Genomic DNA, 18262 nt, shown 5'->3' on the forward strand with positions numbered 1-18262 from the left:
CTAATATTTTTCCAGGATACTTGGAATTTCATCGACGGTCAAACGTCCATAAACATCTTCATTAATCATTAGTACGGGTGCTAAACCACAGGCCCCAACGCAACGTGTTGCATCAACTGACCATTTTCCATCTTCGGTTGTGTCGCCAACCTGTGTTCCCAGAATGCTGTTAACCTTATCAATAATTGGTTGAGCCCCCCTGACATAACACGCGGTTCCCAAGCAGATCCCGATTTTGAATTTTCCTTTTGGTGTCAGGGTAAATTGTGAATAAAATGTTGCCACACCGTAGACTTCCGTTAAGGGTATCCCTAACTCATCTGCAATGGTTCCCTGTAGTTCAAGCGGTAAATAGCCATATTTTTCCTGAGTTTCCTGCAGAATCTGCATTAAACAACCGGGCACTTCGCGGTGCTCGGCGACTATTGCCTTTACTACGTCCAAATTTTCAACTGGTATTAATTCAGCCAATTTTCAAACCTCCTAATTAAATCGTGCAAACCTTTACGCATATGATTGCATATTTTCTAACAATGTCATTATAACATAGAACGAAATATTTCGTTATATTTATAACAGATAAATTTTTTACCCTTTTTGTCTCAAATTTTTATGAAAACCTTTAACTTTGTAGACTTTTTATGCAAATATTCTACTCATTTATTTTTTTTACAAATAAAGTGTAATAATTTTACACATAAAAAACAGGTGTTTAAGAAACACCTGTAAAGTTTACGGTTAGCTACCGTAGCGACACTTGTTAATCTGCTGTTTGCTGCAGGATCGGACAGGTTTTTCAACCTGTTCGCCCTGATGCAAACGACATGATGTAACACGTGTCGGTACTATTTATTACTTGTTCAATTTAACCTAAATAATCAATCAGGGTCTGGCGCCGCATATCCGGAAGGTTAAGAAAATACTCCCGCTCGGCAATGTCTTCAAGCTGATGGGCGTCAGAGCCATGAATAAACTGATAGGTTTTAAAAAAACGAAAATCCTTTAAGACTTGTTCAAAGCTCTCTTTTTTTGATACTTCACAGGTTTTAATATCCAGTTCCGGAGGGATAAAACCAAGTGATGCGATAATACTGTAAGATTTTCGGTCGATATGAGCGGGAACCAGAACCCCACCCAGTTCGGTGACAATTTGCCACAACTGATCAACCCCAATGTCGGTGGCTGAAATCAGCAGCTTGTCCACTTCACCAATGACCTGGTCATTTTCGTCCATAATGATCTGCGGACCAAATAATTCTTTTTCGTTGTTTATATCCGGGAGGTGTCGATAAATGATCGCATCGAGTGCCATCGCCGCTTCCAAAGTTGGTAGATAGGCCAAAATATGGGCTTCTTCTTTGGTCGTTACTTCAATCCCCGGTAGGATACACAGGCCACTTTCGGTTTCTTTGGCCAGTTCTTTTGCCACGGCGATAATTGCGGGTAAATTTTTGGCTGAATTGTGATCGGTAATTGCAATAAAATCCAGTTCTTTAATGAGGGCCATATTCACGATATTATTGGGGGTCATCTCCTCCTCACCACAGGGAGATAAGATTGAATGGATGTGCAGGTCTATGGCTACCTTTTCCATTTAGACGCCGGCGTTTCCTAAAATCTTACAGACTTCATAGGCCGTAAGACCAGTGATCAGCACGGGGATATCTTCAATAATCGCCCGCTCCAGGGTACTTTCTTCCACTTCTGCACCTTCTGGAATAATCACACAGGTCATTTCCAGCAGGGTTGCCACGGCAATGATATTAACATGGGTTTGAATGGTTACCCAGGCACAGCCATTGCCAGCATTGGCCATCACCCAACTGAGTAAATCGCCGACATAACCGCTTTTAATAACCCCTTCAATGCCCACCTGGGGATTGAGACACTTGAATTCCTTGTTTTTTAACAACTCACTTACCTTCATTCATTTTCTCCTTTGTTTTTTTATCATTAATCGTTTTTGTCTGCTAATACAGGCGCTCACGGATGACCAAGGGTCTGACCCTCGCCCGGACGAATTGTTAAGTGGTTTTTTACTCTTTTTTAATTAGCGGTTTATCGGTGGGATGTTCCACCTGCCGTAATTCATTTGTCAGAACCGAAAGATCCCTGACCCGGTCTTTTAAGACAAAAACGCAGTCAATTTCATTGGCCTTTCCGGTAACGATATCTTCGGCCAGAGCCCGACAGCCCGGGGAACCGCAGGAACCGCAATCCAGCCCGGGCAGCTTGGCTTCGAGAATTTCGATCTGCTTCATTTTTTCGATGGCTTTATTGATATCCTGGTCCAGGGGTTCGGGACTTCTGGGTAGTATCCGTTCTTTAATGTGCATCATCCCGGAGTTATAAACATTTTTTACGTAGTCATCGGACATGTGTATTATTGAGGTCTGCTTCATCTTATTGGCCCGGTCCTGAATGTACATTTTGGCGACATAATTATTTTCCACGGTCAGGCAACCACCAACACAACCGCCGATGCAGGCCAACCCTTCAAAAAACTCGATCGTGTCGAGTTTACCGCACTCTATTTCTTCAAGGACACTAATCACATTTTGAATGCCATCAACATGAAGCACGTTTTTGTTTTTAAGGTAATCGCTTTCACCACCGGATAATGCCCAGGAGCATGATTCCGGGGTGGTATTATGAATACCTTCCTGAATCGGACAGTTACCAATGTGGCTTAAAATATCGCTGTAAATATCTTTAATGGCAATCGCACCATCAATCAGATCGTATTTATCATATTCACTGGAGGCCGGATTATTGACCATCGTGGCCTTTGCCGCACAGGGGGTGATAAAAAATACGCCGACATCACTATTTTTATATTTCCCTTCTTCTCTGATCCGTTTTCTGACCAGTCGGGCGGTCATTGCCATCGGCGATTTCAATCGGCAGATATTGTCTGTAAGCTCCGGAAAACGCACCTGAATCAGCTTGACGACCGCCGGACAGGCTGAAGAAATAAGCGGTCTTGGGTAGCGTTTGGCGTGGTACTCATACTTGAGGGCCTGGCCAACCACTTCTGCACCATAGGCAACCTCCACCACCTCATCAAAACCCAGGGCTTTAATCGCCGAGAGAATTTGGGTGATCGAATATTTGGGTTTAAACTGACCGATGATGGCCGGCGCCACCAAAGCGACTGTATAACTATAATTATCTTTTTTTGACAACGGATCTGTTTTTGCCAGTTTGGCATGATGGGGACAGATCCGAATACACTCACCACAATCAATGCATTTTGACTCATTGATAATCGCCTTGCCGCCCCGAACTCGGATGGCACCAGTCGGACAGCTTCTGAGGCAGGTCGTGCAGCCCAGACATTTTTCATCATCAAGGTATACAGAATGAAGTAATTTTTCCATATGTGACCTTCTTCCTGTTTAGACTAAAAATTTCATGACAATTTTTGTACCTTCTCCAATTTTTGAAGAAATGGCAAAATTGTCGGCGTTGTTTTTCATATTGGGTAAACCCATTCCGGCACCAAAGCCCATTTGCCGGACTTCTTCCCCGGCCGTTGACCAACCTGCAGTCATCGCCAGATCAATGTTGGCAATACCCGGCCCGGTATCTTCAATGGTCAGCACCAGTTCTGCTTCCCCCACTTCCAAAATAATTTTTCCTCCGGATGAATGAATGGCCAAATTCATTTCACCTTCATAACCGGCAATCGATACCTTCCTGATGACCTTATTGGGAACACCCAATTGCTGCAGGGTCCGTTTGATCTTTCGTGACGCTTCCCCGGCAGTATCAAAATCCCCCCGACTGACGTCAAAGACGAGTTCATAACTCATCGGAGGTGCGCTCCCTTTAGGCCGTTTTTATAGAGAATCCCACAACTTTCAAAGAGGATATACTTGGTCGACATTACTAAAAGATTCCGTTCTTTTGCGATCTCAATCATTTCCTGGCTGGGCATTTTGTTTCTGACAAAAATGATACTGTTCATATTGGCCATGTCAGCCGTGTTTAGCACCTGTTTGTTGACAAGACCGGTGAGTAAAATAGCATCTTCTTTGGCAAAGCACAGCACATCACTCATGAGATCACAGCCAAATCCGGACTGGACTTCTTCATCCAGATGGCTCTCACCAGCTAAAACAACCGCTTCAAGAAGGTCTTTTACTAGGCTTAATTTCATCAAAGGTTCTCCTTATTTCGTTATCATTCTTATTGTAAAGGATTTCTCTTGCATTTTGCAAGGTCTTTAGGGTTTTTTATTTCTATTTTTTTGTTGGGTCATACCCACTTAGTGATCTTATAGATTGATTTTATGATAGGCCGCTCCCAATGATTTTAATAGCTTTTCTTCATCGTCGTCACAGGTAAAAAGAATGATCTGACGTTTACTGCTCAGTTCACACAGCAGTTTAAGGGCTTCGGTTTTTCGCTGTTTGTCATACCGGACAAAGGGTTCATCAAGAATAAAAGGCATCTCGTGACTGATTCGTTCCCCAATTCCATAGCGGAAGGCAAAATGAACCTGATCCATGGTTCCGGCGCTTAACTGCTCGGCATCCTTAAAATCGCCACCTTTGGGATCGACCACCTTGAGTTTCATGGCTTCATCTATTTTTACCCCTTTATAATGCTGGGTGATGGTTTCTAAAACCGCACCGATATTTTTATTAAGCTCCGGCGCAGACTCTAAATGACAGTCTTGCTGGATCGTTTCAAGTACTTCCAGGGCGGCGTTACAGGCCTGAATTTCAGTATCAAAGGTTTGAATTTGGGCGTCCAGCGATTTAATGGTCTCCTGGATTTCCACCGGCAGACCGATGCCATCGGTAAGCGCATTGTTCTCACCTTCCAACCGGGCAATTTCTTTCCCCAGACTTAAGAGCTCTTCGGATTTCGGAGAAGCTTTGTGCCAAACCGCTTGTCCATCCTCTGTTTTTCCACCATTGACGGTCTCAAGAAGATTCTCCAGCAGCCGCAAATTGCCGTTAAAACGGATTTTGAGTTCTTCTAACTGCTGCGCTTTTTCGCAGCGTTCGGAATATTCGGCAATGTCTTTTACCTCATACTGGGCCAGCTTTTTGTCGAGCTCCCGCATAATTCCGCGGCGTTGCTCAAAGAGCACTTCATAACCGGCCTGGTGCCGCGAGTGCTGAACAATGATTAATTCCCCTTCGTTTTGTAGTTGTTCTAACTCTTTCTGGTTACGAACAACTTTTTTATAAAAACTGTCAAAACTGGGGCCGTCTTTTAATTGATACTTTGCCAGGATTTCATCCTGAATGGGAATTAATTGTTTTTCTCTTAGAATCTGCCGTTTTTTAAGGGTTGCCGAAACCCCAAAGCTCAGTCCCACTACACCGACAATTGCCAGGGTCACGCCCAGGGTTAAAGACAGGTTTTCGATTCCCTGGTTACTTCCCATCAACCCCATATTAGCAAGCCCCACCAGTCCCATTCCCACCAGGGTTACCAGGGTAGCAATGATGTTGATGATAATGTTTGATTTTTTATCGACGGCTTCTACTTCACCTTGCTCTTTTTTATAAAGCTCATAATCTTCGGTAATTCCTTCTAAGGTATGACCCGCCAGAGCACTGCGCTTTGCGGCTTCTTTCTGCCTAATCGCTTTGAGATGTTCAGAGGCGTCGGCCATTTCTTTTTCGATGTAGTCCATCTGATCGCCAAGCCGTTCGCCCTGATTTTTAATGGCTTTTAAGCCCTCCAGAATCTTGTAACTGTAGTCTTCAAAAACCTGGTCTTCTTTGATGATTTTTGACAGGCGATTATTTTCTTTTTCAAGTTTGTTGATCTTTTCATAGCTTTGCAGCAGCTCTTTTTTTCGTTTAACCACCGATTCCTGGCTCAAATACTCATTTTCCGCTTCAATGCGTTTCATGATCTTTTGATTCCGGGTAATCTTTTCCTGATTTTCGGCCACCTTGGCATAGGCGGCTTCGGCTTCTTTTAATAATTCCTTTAGTTCATCCCGTTCCCTAATCGCCGTACCAATTCTTGACTTACTCTGACCGGAACGACCAATCTGATTCTTTTTTTCTTCCAGTCGTCGGACGATCCCTTTAAAATTAATTTCGATGCCGCTGGAATTCTGCATTTCGATATAGGAATCCCGGATTTCATCCTGATGGTTCCCGGATTCGTAGTCATGGAGGTTCTGACGCATATTGACAGTATTATTGTAAACAACGGTGGTCATCCCGGTGTTTCCCAGAGGCAGATGCTGGCGGATGACGCCATCGTATTTAAATTGATCATTAATTATTTTTCCGGTACGATTATCGTAAATGAATAAGGAGTCTTTGGCTCTTAGAAAATTCCGCTCCAGGCGGATTTCGCGGTCATCCATCTCATAAACCAGCGCACCGCTGTAATCAAATTGATTCCAGGGCATATATTTTTCATATTCTTCGCTGTAGGTTTTCTTTTTACGGTAGGGTTTATAAAACCCAAAAAACATCCCCTGAATAAAGGTCTGAACGGTTGTTTTCCCGGCTTCGTTTTTCCCATAAATCAGATTGAGTCCCGGTTTGAGCGTAAGTGTCTGGTCTTTAAATTTTCCAAAGGCCTTAATTGACAAGGTTTTTATTTGCATTATAAAACCCCCTCACTAATCATCGCTTCAATGCTATAAATGATTGCCTTCTTCCGGATTTCCGGTTCTTCTATTTTTTCCAGTTCGCTAAGAATCTGACCAATCGGGTTATGCTTATTTTCCCGGATCAGCAGTTCCAGATCAATATCCGGCTCTAAATCGGCCGTGTCGGTTTCAATGTAATAAAAGGATTCTTCTAAATCATCATTGATCCAATCCATTTGGATTTCCGGGTTAATGTAGCCGCTAAAGCGGATCCGGTAGTAATTTTTTAGACGATTTGTTTCGCTATCGCAGTCAATCGCTTTTTTTATAATATCCTGATAGGAATCTTCCGGGGAAATCTGAATTTCGATGGTTTCATACTTCCGTGAATCGAGGGGATTAAACCCGCTGCTGGTAATAAAGGTCTGGTTGACATAATCGTTATCCACCTGGGAGATTAAAAATCCCCGTTCTCCGGTTTCACCAAAATTAAGGGGCACTGGTGATCCGCAGTAAGCGACGCCCCCCGGTGTCAGCCCCGGTTTGTGAATGTGTCCCAATGCGATAAAGTCAAACCCCTTCTTCTCAACCATTCTTAAATCAATGGGCAGATAATGACTTTGACTGGCAACTTCGCCATGGGCCATTAAGATATTATAGCGGGTGTCGTTAAGCTTAATACTATTAAAGGAGCGCTCGGGAAAGGCCCGGTACTCGTTTTTTACCCAGGACATGCCATAGATTTCAGTATTGAGTTCTTTGATGTAAACGGACCGAAAGACATCTTCTTTAAAGATGTAGACATTGCTGGACCATTCCACTTTCTTGTAGGGTGAGCTGTCACCGTGATAATCGTGGTTTCCGCTGATCATAACCACCCAGGTTTTATCAAGACTCGCCAATCCTTCGGCGGCTCGTTTTATATCCATGGTCAGAACATTGACACTGTCAAATAAATCTCCGGCAATAAGCAGAAGCGGTACGCCCTCTTCTTTAACATATGCAATCATCTCGTCAAAGGCTTTCCATAATTCTTTTCTTTTATTTTTACCGTAATAGTTTCCTTGCTGCAAAAAGGTAAAGGGGCGACCTAAATGAAAATCTCCGGTATGTACAAAGCGTGTCAGCATCCTCTTTGCCTCCTCATCTATAAATTTTTTCTTATTTTAGGGTTTCTGACAATTGTCGGTAACACCTTACTTTAGTTTGTTTTACGATTACTATCTTCTAACTGATTTTTTATTATATCATCTTTTGACAAATGTTACATTTAATTTTTCTTAGAATTAATGATTTCATCGCTTTCGAGAAGTGAATAGAGGGTCGGAGTCAAGGAAAATGTCTGGAGCACATTATTTACTTCGGCGAGGGCCTGTGCTTTTCGTTTTTCTGTGACGGTGGTTTTTTTGGCCCGGATCAGGATATTTTTAGGGGTATGAGCCAGATCCACAAATTCCAGCAGCGAAACTTTGTAGCCGCACGCTTCTAAAAGGCTGCCCCGGATGGCATCGGTGATCAGGGCGGCGGTCCGTTCTTTGATGATGCCATATTTTGTCAACAGACTCAGTTGTTCGGTTTTTATTTGGGCATTTAGTTCGTGCTGACAGCAGGGTACCGAAAAAATCAGTTTGGCATTCCACTTAATGGCATTGTACAGGGCATAATCAGTGGCGGTGTCGCAGGCATGAAGGGTGATAATCATATCGACCGGAAAGGTGGTTTGATAGGTATCGATATTCCCCAATTCAAAAGAAAGGTGGTCGTAACCGTATTTCCTGGCACTATCGTTGCAGCGGTCAATGACATCACGCTTTAAATCCAGGCCGACGATGCGTACATTGAGATTTTTTATTTCGGTGAGATAATGGTATAAAATAAAGGTCAGATAGGATTTTCCGCAGCCAAAGTCGATGACATTGAGCTCGGTTCCCGGGTCAAAATTTTTAATTTCGTCGTCGATGATTTCCACAAAACGATTAATTTGACGGAATTTATCGTACATCGTCTTAACGACCTTGCCTTCTTTGGTGAAGATCCCCATATCGACCAGTGGCTTTATGACGGTACCTTCCGAAAGAATATAGTTTTTTTCGCGGTTATGGGTTAAGGCTTTTTCCGGAGCTTCCTTGACGGCTTTTTTAGTCACCGATGGTCGCCCCTTTTTGCTGATTTGAATGATATATTCATACTGATCATCCCAGCCATTATACTGCAAAAATTCATTTTCCAGGGCTTGACCAAGGAAATCTTTAAACTGTTCAAGGGAAAGATTATCATTAAACACCTGGGTAGCCGTGAACTTTTCCAGATGGTAGACTTCCTTTATTTGACTAATAACGATTTTTTTATAGTCACTCGTTTTTGACTTTGGTTTGCTGAGGGTGATCTTATAAATTTGGGGATTAAAACAAGCCTCAACTGCTGATATCAAATTGTTCATTGTATACCTCATATTTTTCTTATTGTCAATATCCTATCACGGGTTGGGTAAAATTTATAGCTGGATTTGATTGTTTCGGAATAAAAAAAACACCTTTCGGTGTTTTCTTTATTACTCGCTTTTGCTATCGTTTGTCTGAATATTCTTATTTTTATAAAAAATACAGCCGGTTTCTTTGTAGGGATTTTTTAATACGTCCATATCCGGACATCGTCCGCTGACATTAAAACCACAGTTTAAATAAGAACATGCATTTTTTTCTTTTGATTCCATTTGCTCTGCTCCTCATTCGTTTTGACGCGATCGTGTCGCGTCGTTTTAGTTAATATTAACTGGTTAATATTAGCTGCGTGTAATTATATCAGTTACTCAACGCCTACTCAAGCGTTTATTACGCTTTAATTATTGCCGATGGTTAACAAAACAATCGTTTAAGTAAACAAACACCTTCCTATATCGTGATTTATACCCGGGTATCGGTAGCACTGAGGCTATTTTGTTACTTTCTTAGTTTTACGTTCAGCACAGTAAATACTAAAAACAACAAACGCCCCACATTTCTGTGAGGCGTTAATGATTGCTGCCGGTAAACGGCTGCGTCTTTTATACTGCCGGTAAACGGCTATGTTTGTATAATTATTATACCTCATTTAATTGTTTTGTCAATGTTTGTAAATAATTTCTTAACGCAGTCGTCTATTAAATTAAGTTTATCATTTGACAATTTAACTCGACTCAACACATCGTCATTTGTTTTGGGATCATAAACCCTTATTTTACTAATTGTTGTTATCTGGTTAATAAGAGCAATGCTGCCCAATTTCATTCGCCCTATTTCTCTTTCAATTTTTGAAATCAAGATATCATGCTTCTTAACTTCATCTAATTTATTCTGCATTTTGACAATCTCATCTTTGAAAATTCCATCAATTTTCTCAAAAGATATTTGGCTGGATACTTTTTCAAGAGATGTTTCAAATAACGCCAAATTTTCTAAAAGAGTTTTTGTTTTGTATTCGCTTAGTCTTTTTTCCTCGGATAATTTCAAGTTCAAGCTATTGAACAATTCATTGCCTAAAAAAACTTCACTATCTCTAAATTGGTAAGGTTCTTTTGTTTTCTTATGTGATGTTAAAGGGATCACGGTTAATGTAGGTGAAGATAAGTTATTATCTTTATCCAAAACTATCGCATAATGCAACCCTCCTTCTTCACTACCTACCCTAAAACCTAAATCAATTTTTATTATCTCCCCACGCTTATATCTTCGCAGTTTTTTAGGGTCAAAACGCTGTTCATAATTAATAAAATTAGCATATGTTTTAATCCAATAACATAACTTATCCGCCTTACTCGGATTATTAGAATTAATGATACTTTCCAATACAAAATCCAACTTTTTGATCGCCGCGTCTTTATGTTCTCTGAGTTCTTCTTTCGATTTATTAATACCCATGTTAAAACACTCCGCTTTCTATTTCATTAACCTGATAAGTTTATTATATAGCATATAATTATAATTTAAAACAGGAATTATTAGAATCCCTCTCTCAGTTCAACTACTTTTCCTATTTCAGCGGCTTTTTGTTTCCGGATCACAACCACATCTTTTTCTACATTCTTGGCGACATACTATCTTCAGATATTTCTAAACAAGAGAATTCTCCTGTTTTTACAAGCTATTTTCAAATGCCCACGCCGCCAAAATATTGGCAAGTCGGTAATAATCGACCTGCCAACGCGGGAGGTTCTCAATCACCTCAAAAAATGAAACAGGCATGGTAATGGGCCCAATCTTAAAACAAGTGACATCTTTTTCCGACTAACTCCATTTATCAATTAGAAAGGAAGGTGAGTAAGTATGGCAGATACACTACTGTATCAAGTGCACATCGAAAATAAAGGTTGGAGCGCTTGGGTCCAGGAAGGGCGCATAGCGGGAACAGTCGGCCAGGGACTACGAATCGAAGCAATTCGAATCCAGGGCGTAAAGCGATATCGTGTCCACGTTGAGAACATCGGCTGGATGGATTGGGTTCAGGAAGATGAGATTGCCGGTACCGTTGGTAGGGGCTTAAGAATCGAAGCAATTGAGATTGAATGCAAAAATCTTAATTACCAGGTTCATGTGCAGAATGTCGGATGGTTGGATTTCGCCAGAAATGGAGAAACAGCGGGAACAACTGGCGGTGGTTTGAGAATTGAAGCAATACGCCTACTTAAATCAGATGAACCGATAAGCGTGGACGATCATCGATCCACCTTTACGATTGCACCGGCTCCGATCCCTGTACCTACGCCAGAACCAGTACCCGCTCAACCGGCTCAGGGAAGAAAGTCAGGGAAGGTGTACCTTGCTGTCGGTCACGGCACCCAATCAAACGGCGTCTGGGACTCTGGCTGCGTGGACGGGAATTACACGGAAGCTGGTCTGATGCTAGCGATCGGGAAGGAGGCAGCAGCCAGACTAAGAGCGCTGGGCTTTACAGTATTAACGGATGCTGATACTGATAACGACAAAAACATTGCTGCCTGTGTCGCTCAGGCGAATTCATGGGGGGCTGATGTTTACGTATCACTGCACTGTGATTATAATAAAGCCCCGTCCGGGACGCTGCCAATTGTCTACCCAGGGAGTGGCGACGGAATCCAGATTGCAAACTGCCTGATTGCTTCAGCTCAAGTTCGTATCGGACTCAGTACCCGTGGTGTGATCCAGCGAGACGATTGGGAAGTTGCCGACACCGGCATGACCGCTTGCATCTTTGAGACTGGGGGTATTCGTCCTGACATCGGGTTATTGACCAATGCTTCAGCATTTGGTGAGGTCGTTGCACAAGGCATTTATGATTGGTTTTAAAATTATGGCCACTCTTCGGGGTGGTCTTTTTTTAGTTTCCCCTACTCTGCCCCGCCCTATCAAGGTACCACAAAAAAACCACAAAAGTACCTCTATTAGCTTCGGAAATTTTAGGATAATTTTTTGACAAATAAAAAAACAGAGCCTTCAAACGGCTCTGTTATGCGCTATTATTGGTGCTCCCTCAGAGACTCGAACTCTGGACACCCTGATTAAGAGTCAGGTGCTCTAGCCAACTGAGCTAAGGGAGCGATAGTGGTGCCGAAGGCGGGACTCGAACCCGCACGTGATCACTCACAACGGATTTTGAGTCCGTCACGTCTGCCAATTCCATCACTTCGGCGTAAAATAAAGATTATCTTGTTTTTTAACTTGCTTCTGAATACTAAACTCTTCAACTAAGCGATTCACGCCAAATCACAGATTTGGGCTCTCTGCTTATGCCAATTCCATCACTTCGGCGTAAAAATAAAGATTATCCTGTTTTTTAACTTGCTTCTGAATACTAAACTCTTCAACTAAGCGATTCACAGGACACTGTCATACATAATAGCACAGCTTAAAAAAAAAATCAAACATTATTTTTAATTTTAAATTATTTTGTAAAAATGAAAACACGACAAAATATTATCTTGTTTTTTTCAATTTATGGGGTACTATAGGTAAATAGCGGATTGGTTATTAACAAAGAACTTAATGCCCTTTCCCGTAATCCTATTTCCAGAAAGCAAGGTGAAGTGATGAGTATGTTTGAAAACCATAAAACAATCGCTTATAAGGAATTCAGAGAGTTTGTAAATGAGTCGGTTCTTGAATTAATCAAGAAAACAAGCGATAAAAAATGCAACGGCTGTATTGATTTTATATTTGATGAAGAAACCTCCACGGGGCATTGCGAGGCACTGGAAACCACCTGGCCGGTTAAAAACCCCGCCGCCGTTCAACGATTGACTGATTGCTATATTTGTGATCTGAAAGCCATGAAATAATAAATTGTAACACCGATTATCCGATCGGTGTATTTTTTTCCTACTTTTTCGTCGTTCTTATTTAATCGTTCTTTAAGTAGTAGGCTTTTTCTATTCTCTGACAACATTCTTCGGTCGACCAGGTTTCTGTTGAAATTTTAAAATCACAGACATCGTAATAAGCCTGCCGCTCGGCCAACAATTGTCTAATTCGTAGCAGCGGATCTTCACATCTTAGTAACGGTCTGGTATTATCGTCTTTAACTCGACCATAGATCGTTTCCGGCTGGGCTGACAGACTTACCACAAAAGCCTGTTCAGACAATAATTTGCGGTTTCTTTTGAATAAAATAATTCCACCACCAGTAGAGATCACCCGATGCTCCATGGATAAAGCCTTCTTTAACGCTTCATGCTCGGCATCACGAAAGGTGTCTTCCCCGAATTGGCTAAAAATTTCAGCTATTTCGATACCCATATTTGCGACCACCATGGCATCGGTATCGATAAAATCATATTCCAGTTCCCGGGCCAGCATCGGGCCGAGGGTGGATTTTCCGGTTGCCATAAACCCAATCAGGGCAATGGATTTTTTTTTGCTGTTCATCTTATTCCTTCCTCTAATCGTTTTTTTTCAATAATAGTTTTTTTCCAAAGACTGGATCTGGAAAAATCCCCGTCCATAATTCAAAAGCCAGCAACCCCTGGTACAAAAGCATGTCCAAACCATTTTGAGTTTCGGCGCCGATTTCTTTCGCCTCTTTTAGCAGTTGCGTTACCGGTGGACTGTAGATCATATCATAAACTAATAACTCTTTTCTAAGCAGTTCTTTAGGCAGCGGCGATTGTTGTGCCGACTCTGCCATCCCCACACTGGTTCCATTGACCACCACCATCGCTTCATCGACAGCTTTTTTTAGCGCCTCAGGTGCCATGGAAATGGCCTGTGCTTTCCCCGGCCAGCTCTCATTAATCAAATTTGCCAATTCTTTTGCTTTTTCTTCCGTGCGATTGGCGATGATGACTTTTTTGATTCCCCAATCGGCCAAGGCCATGGCCACTGATTTAACGGCTCCCCCACACCCTAAAATCAGAATGGTTAGTGTCTCTTTGGGGATTTTACTAACTCTTTTTTCAATCGATTTGATAAAACCAAACCCATCGGTATTATAACCCACCATTTTTTTATCACAATAAACCACCGTATTGACCGCACCAATTTTTTCTGCCAGGGGGTCCAAATAGTCCAGCGCTTCTATGATGTCGATCTTATGCGGTTTAGTCACATTTAATCCCCCAAAGTTCATCAGTCTAAGTCCGTCCACCAGTTTTTTTAAATCCTCAGACTTGACCGCAATTGGGAGGTATAGCGCATCCACACCGGTTTCTTTAAATAATCCGTTGTGTAATTGGGGGGATAAACTTTGGGCGATCGGGTCGCCGATGACGGCATATATTTTCGTATCAACTGAAATCTTCATTCGCGCACTCCTTAATTCTTTTCGATTTATTTGCATTGTAACACAGCTTGGATATCTGGTAAATAATCACAGACATCCTTCTTCTTATTTTTTTATTATTATGCCTTTATTGGATAAAGTCTTTGCGCCTCATCATTCCTGTGTTATAATCTCTAAGGAAAAAAAAGATCGGAGGAAATATTTTGGAGAGTCGAAGAATTATACAAGTGGAGGAAAAGGTGCCCTTTAAAATGCTGGTGCCGTTAAGCTTGCAGCATATGTTTGCCATGTTTGGTGCATCCGTTTTAGTGCCCTTCCTCTTTGGCATCAACCCGGCCATTGTCCTTTTTATGAATGGTGTAGGTACGCTATTATTTATGTTTATCACCAAGGGGAAGGCCCCGGCTTATCTGGGTTCCAGTTTTGCCTTTTTAGCACCAGCCGGCATTGTTATTGCCACCTGGGGTTATTCTTATGCACTCGGCGGTTTCGTGGTCGTTGGTTTATGCGGCTGTATCCTGGCTGGAATTATTTATAAGTTCGGGATTGAGTGGATCAACGTGGTGCTCCCCCCTGCGGCCATGGGTCCGGTGGTGGCACTGATTGGTCTGGAATTAGCCGGCACGGCTGCCAGCACCGCTGGTATTGTCAGCAGCACCAGTTATGTCCTTGATGAAGCTTCCGGCCTTTATGAACAAGTGGTTACTGCCATCGTTCCTGAAAATGTCATTGTTTTTCTGGTTACCCTGGCCTTTGCGGTTTTTGGATCGGTTATGTTTAAGAAATTTCTGGCAGTTATTCCCATCCTGATCGCCATTGTTGCCGGTTACCTAGCTGCTCTGATTACTGGTGTGGTTGGCCCTGCTACCTTTGCTGCGGTGGCTGAGGCACCCTGGTTTTCATTACCAAACTTCCAGCTCCCACAATTTAATTTAGAAGCGATTATTATCATTTTGCCCGTTCTTTTGGTTATTGCTTCTGAGCACATTGGTCACCAGATTGTCACGAGCAAGGTCGTCGGACGAGATCTCTTGAAAGATCCGGGTTTACACCGTTCTTTATTTGCGGATAATTTTTCGACGATGTTATCTGGTTTTATTGGTTCCGTACCAACCACTACTTATGGCGAAAATATCGGCGTGATGGCCGTCACCAAGGTCTACTCGGTTCAGGTTATTGCCGGTGCTGCGATTATTTCAATCATTTGCTCGTTTGTCGGTAAATTATCGATGCTGATCTCCACCATTCCCGGCCCGGTCATCGGCGGAATTTCCTTCCTTTTATATGGGATGATCGGTGCTGCCGGGATCCGTATTCTAGTTGATGCTCAGGTTGATTATGGCAAATCCCGTAATCTGGCCCTGACTTCAGTGGTCTTCGTGGTGGGATTATCCGGCATCGCTGTTAACTTTGGCACAATCCAACTCAAAGGCATGGTTCTGGCCGCCGTTATCGGGATGATTCTAAGCCTTATCTTCTTTATCCTGGACAAACTAAAGCTGACCAATGACCGCGAAGAAGAACACCTATATGACCAACCCTAGGTCACTGATAAATTACGGTTTGCGGGCGGGTACTACCCGCCCCTACGAACTGATCATGATGATCAGTTCAAACTGTCTCAAAAGATAACCCAGTACCGACAATTGTTACATCATGTTGTACGCATCGGAGCGGACATGGCATCGCCTGTCCGATTCCGCGGCGAACAACAGATTAACAATTGTCGGTACGGTAGTTTATTGACAACTTCAACTGATCAGGATGATCAGTTTTTTTATGGCCGCTGCTGGTTGTAAAAAAGCGCGATTTCTATTATACTGGTAGTAATAAGTAACTCAAAAAACGAATCGATGATAGAAATAGAAGGGTGACCCATGAAAAATGATATGAAAATTGCGGTCTTAATTGACGCAGATAATGTATCGGATAAATATATCAAGTATATTTTTGATGAAATCTCCAACCTTGGCATGCCCACCTTTAAGCGCATCTACGGTGACTGGACCAAACCTCAACTGGGGTCCTGGAAAACAGTATTACTAAACTACTCTATTACCCCCATTCAACAATATAGTTACACCACCGGAAAAAACGCTACCGATGCAGCTTTAATCATTGACGCCATGGATATTCTTTATTCCAATAACGTGGATGGATTCTGCATTGTCTCCAGCGACAGTGACTTTACCCGGCTGGCGACCCGACTCCGGGAAGCGGGTATGTACGTAGTGGGAATGGGCGAAAAGAAAACGCCCACCCCCTTTATCTCAGCCTGTGAAAAATTTAAATATCTGGAAGTTCTAGCCAGTGATCCCGACACCACCGCTGCCGAGGCGGAACAATCTGAAAGCATTCCCAACGGTAAACTAAGTACTCATAAAGAAGGCATGGCCAATAAAAAGGAACTCATTCAGTCACTTAAAACCATCATCACCGAAAGTTCCGATGAAGATGGTTGGGCAAATCTGGGGGAGGTTGGGTCCCGACTTAATAACCGCTATCCAGATTTTGACACCCGGAATTATGGCCACTCAAAACTGCGCCCGCTAATTTTATCCTTGCATCAATTCGAAATCGAAGCCCGCCGAACCAGCAAAAACCAGAATTCCCATTACGTCGTTCGAAACAAAGCGAAGCAAAGGTAGTCTGATGCTGGTCTATCTTCTTGAAAACGCTACCTTTACATCGGCATCCCTTGAGCAGATCGACAAAAAGAATCACCTGATCCATCTCTGTCTGCTTGACTTCCAGTCACTTCCGGCAGTCAGCGGCCGCCTGGGAATCAGCGACCGACTTGTTGATGAATGCCTGAATAATCGATCATCAAAGCTTGATAGCTACGACGGCTACGATTTTATTACGCTGAACCTTCCTATGACCATCGCTCAAGATTATAAGCCAAAACGTATTGGTATTTACTTCCGATTGGATTTACTGGTTTTTGTATCCGATCGAATTGATTTTATTAATGACATTGTCGTCACCAGCCAAACCGAGGGGATTAAGATTCAGAGCCTGGGTAAATTTTTTCATTTGTTTTTTGATAAAATCACGATTGATGATCGCGAGGTACTGGTATCCATTGAAGAGGAGATTACCAGTCTAGAGGAGGAATTTATTGTCTCTATTAAAGATGATCTGGTTGATTATCTTGTTACCTTCCGGAAGCGACTTCTCAACCTTAAGCAGTATTATGAACAGCTCGTTGAAATATCCGAAGCCATCGAAGAAAATGAAAATAACCTGATTGATAAAAAGGAACTGCGCTATTTTAAAATTCTCACTAATCGGGTCAATCGGCTCTTTACTAATGTGTTGAACCTCCGGGATTATGGTACCCAAGTCCGGGAAGCCTACCAGGCCCAGTTGGACATTAACTTAAATAAAGTCATGAAAATTTTCACTGTGGTTACTTCCATTTTTCTGCCCTTGACGCTAATTGTCGGCTGGTACGGCATGAACATCATGATGCCGGAGTTTCATTGGGAATACGGTTATCCTTTCGTGATTGTTTTATGTGTTGTCGTGGTGATGGGTACACTGTTGTATTTCAAAAAAAACAAGTGGTTTTAGAACCACTTGTTTTTTTTAGCCAATTTACTCTTCCCCCAAATAATTCAGGATCTTGAAAGACGGCTGTTAAGAAAATCGGGATCTGCTAAACTGATATCCAGGATTCTAGCCCGGTAGCTTTGTCAAAAAAAACGCTTGCATTATTATTCGGCATGTTGTATCATACCCCCATGGTGGCATCATTAAGAGCTGCACATGAATAACGCATAAAAACTAAATTAAAAATTAAAAAACCTGCTCTAATCCCTGGTGATAGAGACTGAATAAAGCGATACTTTTTTGCATTTTATAATGTAATGATAGGTCTTTTTGCAGTTGTTTATTTTCAGCGCAGAGGACCTTTTTTCTTTGCGCAAATTTAAACTGCTGCCTTCCGGTTTT

The 18262-nt window shown here is 42.3% G+C and carries 18 protein-coding genes and 2 tRNA genes; 5 read left to right on the forward strand and 15 right to left on the reverse strand.

The window, feature by feature from the left end; translation table 11 throughout:
- The 11 genes from DOZ58_RS08015 to DOZ58_RS08060 form a co-directional block, all read right to left on the reverse strand.
- Complete coding sequence (locus tag DOZ58_RS08015) at window positions 1-471, reverse strand: NAD(P)H-dependent oxidoreductase subunit E (RefSeq protein WP_111887828.1); 471 nt, start codon at window positions 469-471, stop codon at window positions 1-3.
- A 394-nt stretch (window positions 472-865) separates the two neighbouring features.
- The gene (locus tag DOZ58_RS08020) at window positions 866-1594 is read right to left on the reverse strand and encodes a PHP domain-containing protein (protein ID WP_111887829.1); all 729 of its coding nucleotides are present in this window, start codon (window positions 1592-1594) and stop codon (window positions 866-868) included.
- Window positions 1595-1927, reverse strand: a complete 333-nt coding sequence (locus DOZ58_RS08025) for an AraC family transcriptional regulator (protein WP_111887830.1) — start codon at window positions 1925-1927, stop codon at window positions 1595-1597.
- A gap of 109 nt (window positions 1928-2036) precedes the next feature.
- Window positions 2037-3380, reverse strand: coding sequence for a [Fe-Fe] hydrogenase large subunit C-terminal domain-containing protein (locus DOZ58_RS08030; RefSeq protein ID WP_111887831.1), 1344 nt, complete (start codon window positions 3378-3380; stop codon window positions 2037-2039).
- Between the two features lie 18 nt (window positions 3381-3398).
- Window positions 3399-3815: an ATP-binding protein gene (locus tag DOZ58_RS08035; protein ID WP_111887832.1), complete on the reverse strand. Its 417-nt coding sequence runs from the start codon at window positions 3813-3815 to the stop codon at window positions 3399-3401.
- The gene (locus tag DOZ58_RS08040; RefSeq protein ID WP_111887833.1) at window positions 3812-4162 is read right to left on the reverse strand and encodes a hypothetical protein; all 351 of its coding nucleotides are present in this window, start codon (window positions 4160-4162) and stop codon (window positions 3812-3814) included. Before DOZ58_RS08040 ends, DOZ58_RS08035 begins: the two co-directional genes overlap by 4 nt.
- A gap of 117 nt (window positions 4163-4279) precedes the next feature.
- Complete coding sequence (locus DOZ58_RS08045) at window positions 4280-6592, reverse strand: ATP-binding protein (RefSeq protein WP_111887834.1); 2313 nt, start codon at window positions 6590-6592, stop codon at window positions 4280-4282.
- On the reverse strand, window positions 6592-7707 hold the full coding sequence (locus tag DOZ58_RS08050) for a DNA repair exonuclease (protein WP_111887835.1): 1116 nt from the start codon (window positions 7705-7707) through the stop codon (window positions 6592-6594). Before DOZ58_RS08050 ends, DOZ58_RS08045 begins: the two co-directional genes overlap by 1 nt.
- Window positions 7708-7847: 140 nt before the next feature.
- The gene (locus DOZ58_RS08055; protein WP_111887836.1) at window positions 7848-9017 is read right to left on the reverse strand and encodes an SAM-dependent methyltransferase; all 1170 of its coding nucleotides are present in this window, start codon (window positions 9015-9017) and stop codon (window positions 7848-7850) included.
- Between the two features lie 111 nt (window positions 9018-9128).
- Window positions 9129-9290 carry a hypothetical protein gene (locus DOZ58_RS18535; RefSeq protein WP_162624480.1) on the reverse strand — a complete coding sequence of 54 codons (162 nt, stop codon included), beginning with the start codon at window positions 9288-9290 and terminating at the stop codon, window positions 9129-9131.
- A 373-nt stretch (window positions 9291-9663) separates the two neighbouring features.
- Window positions 9664-10473 carry a type II toxin-antitoxin system PemK/MazF family toxin gene (locus tag DOZ58_RS08060; RefSeq protein ID WP_111887837.1) on the reverse strand — a complete coding sequence of 270 codons (810 nt, stop codon included), beginning with the start codon at window positions 10471-10473 and terminating at the stop codon, window positions 9664-9666.
- A 405-nt stretch (window positions 10474-10878) separates the two neighbouring features.
- Between DOZ58_RS08060 and DOZ58_RS08065 the strand changes: the two genes are divergently transcribed.
- On the forward strand, window positions 10879-11877 hold the full coding sequence (locus DOZ58_RS08065; protein WP_111887838.1) for an N-acetylmuramoyl-L-alanine amidase: 999 nt from the start codon (window positions 10879-10881) through the stop codon (window positions 11875-11877).
- A gap of 174 nt (window positions 11878-12051) precedes the next feature.
- Here DOZ58_RS08065 and DOZ58_RS08070 read toward each other — a convergent pair.
- Both DOZ58_RS08070 and DOZ58_RS08075 read right to left on the reverse strand, forming a co-directional pair.
- A tRNA-Lys gene (locus tag DOZ58_RS08070) sits at window positions 12052-12128 on the reverse strand.
- A gap of 5 nt (window positions 12129-12133) precedes the next feature.
- A tRNA-Leu gene (locus DOZ58_RS08075) sits at window positions 12134-12220 on the reverse strand.
- Window positions 12221-12551: 331 nt separating this feature from the next.
- On the opposite strand from DOZ58_RS08075, the gene DOZ58_RS08080 reads away from it, so the two are divergent.
- On the forward strand, window positions 12552-12866 hold the full coding sequence (locus tag DOZ58_RS08080) for a hypothetical protein (protein WP_204355492.1): 315 nt from the start codon (window positions 12552-12554) through the stop codon (window positions 12864-12866).
- Between the two features lie 61 nt (window positions 12867-12927).
- On the opposite strand, the gene DOZ58_RS08085 is transcribed toward DOZ58_RS08080, so the two are convergent.
- Both DOZ58_RS08085 and DOZ58_RS08090 read right to left on the reverse strand, forming a co-directional pair.
- Window positions 12928-13452, reverse strand: coding sequence for a shikimate kinase (locus DOZ58_RS08085; RefSeq protein ID WP_111887840.1), 525 nt, complete (start codon window positions 13450-13452; stop codon window positions 12928-12930).
- Between the two features lie 13 nt (window positions 13453-13465).
- Window positions 13466-14326, reverse strand: a complete 861-nt coding sequence (locus DOZ58_RS08090) for a shikimate dehydrogenase (protein WP_162624481.1) — start codon at window positions 14324-14326, stop codon at window positions 13466-13468.
- 182 nt (window positions 14327-14508) lie between these two features.
- Here DOZ58_RS08090 and uraA point away from each other — a divergent pair, with 182 nt between their 5' ends.
- The 3 genes from uraA to DOZ58_RS08105 all read left to right on the forward strand — a co-directional run bounded on the left by uraA (window position 14509) and on the right by DOZ58_RS08105 (window position 17881).
- Window positions 14509-15849, forward strand: a complete 1341-nt coding sequence (uraA, locus tag DOZ58_RS08095) for a uracil permease (RefSeq protein ID WP_111887842.1) — start codon at window positions 14509-14511, stop codon at window positions 15847-15849.
- Window positions 15850-16182: 333 nt separating this feature from the next.
- Complete coding sequence (locus DOZ58_RS08100; RefSeq protein ID WP_111887843.1) at window positions 16183-16953, forward strand: NYN domain-containing protein; 771 nt, start codon at window positions 16183-16185, stop codon at window positions 16951-16953.
- A gap of 4 nt (window positions 16954-16957) precedes the next feature.
- Window positions 16958-17881, forward strand: coding sequence for a CorA family divalent cation transporter (locus DOZ58_RS08105; RefSeq protein ID WP_111887844.1), 924 nt, complete (start codon window positions 16958-16960; stop codon window positions 17879-17881).
- Window positions 17882-18262 lie beyond the last annotated feature (381 nt).

This window comes from Acetobacterium sp. KB-1, assembly GCF_003260995.1.
Lineage (GTDB): Bacteria > Bacillota > Clostridia > Eubacteriales > Eubacteriaceae > Acetobacterium > Acetobacterium carbinolicum.

Bases quoted from the DNA above. Each gene is read 5' to 3' on its own strand.
- DOZ58_RS08050 (WP_111887835.1), bottom strand. From the start codon at position 7,707: ATGCTGACACGCTTTGTACATACCGGAGATTTTCATTTAGGTCGCCCC.
- DOZ58_RS08105 (WP_111887844.1), top strand. From the start codon at position 16,958: ATGCTGGTCTATCTTCTTGAAAACGCTACCTTTACATCGGCATCCCTT.
- DOZ58_RS08085 (WP_111887840.1), bottom strand. From the start codon at position 13,452: ATGAACAGCAAAAAAAAATCCATTGCCCTGATTGGGTTTATGGCAACC.
- DOZ58_RS08055 (WP_111887836.1), bottom strand. From the start codon at position 9,017: ATGAACAATTTGATATCAGCAGTTGAGGCTTGTTTTAATCCCCAAATT.
- DOZ58_RS08020 (WP_111887829.1), bottom strand. From the start codon at position 1,594: ATGGAAAAGGTAGCCATAGACCTGCACATCCATTCAATCTTATCTCCC.
- DOZ58_RS08060 (WP_111887837.1), bottom strand. From the start codon at position 10,473: ATGGGTATTAATAAATCGAAAGAAGAACTCAGAGAACATAAAGACGCG.
- DOZ58_RS08045 (WP_111887834.1), bottom strand. From the start codon at position 6,592: ATGCAAATAAAAACCTTGTCAATTAAGGCCTTTGGAAAATTTAAAGAC.
- DOZ58_RS08090 (WP_162624481.1), bottom strand. From the start codon at position 14,326: ATGAAGATTTCAGTTGATACGAAAATATATGCCGTCATCGGCGACCCG.
- DOZ58_RS08040 (WP_111887833.1), bottom strand. From the start codon at position 4,162: ATGAAATTAAGCCTAGTAAAAGACCTTCTTGAAGCGGTTGTTTTAGCT.
- DOZ58_RS08100 (WP_111887843.1), top strand. From the start codon at position 16,183: ATGAAAAATGATATGAAAATTGCGGTCTTAATTGACGCAGATAATGTA.
- DOZ58_RS18535 (WP_162624480.1), bottom strand. From the start codon at position 9,290: ATGGAATCAAAAGAAAAAAATGCATGTTCTTATTTAAACTGTGGTTTT.
- DOZ58_RS08035 (WP_111887832.1), bottom strand. From the start codon at position 3,815: ATGAGTTATGAACTCGTCTTTGACGTCAGTCGGGGGGATTTTGATACT.
- DOZ58_RS08025 (WP_111887830.1), bottom strand. From the start codon at position 1,927: ATGAAGGTAAGTGAGTTGTTAAAAAACAAGGAATTCAAGTGTCTCAAT.
- DOZ58_RS08065 (WP_111887838.1), top strand. From the start codon at position 10,879: ATGGCAGATACACTACTGTATCAAGTGCACATCGAAAATAAAGGTTGG.
- DOZ58_RS08030 (WP_111887831.1), bottom strand. From the start codon at position 3,380: ATGGAAAAATTACTTCATTCTGTATACCTTGATGATGAAAAATGTCTG.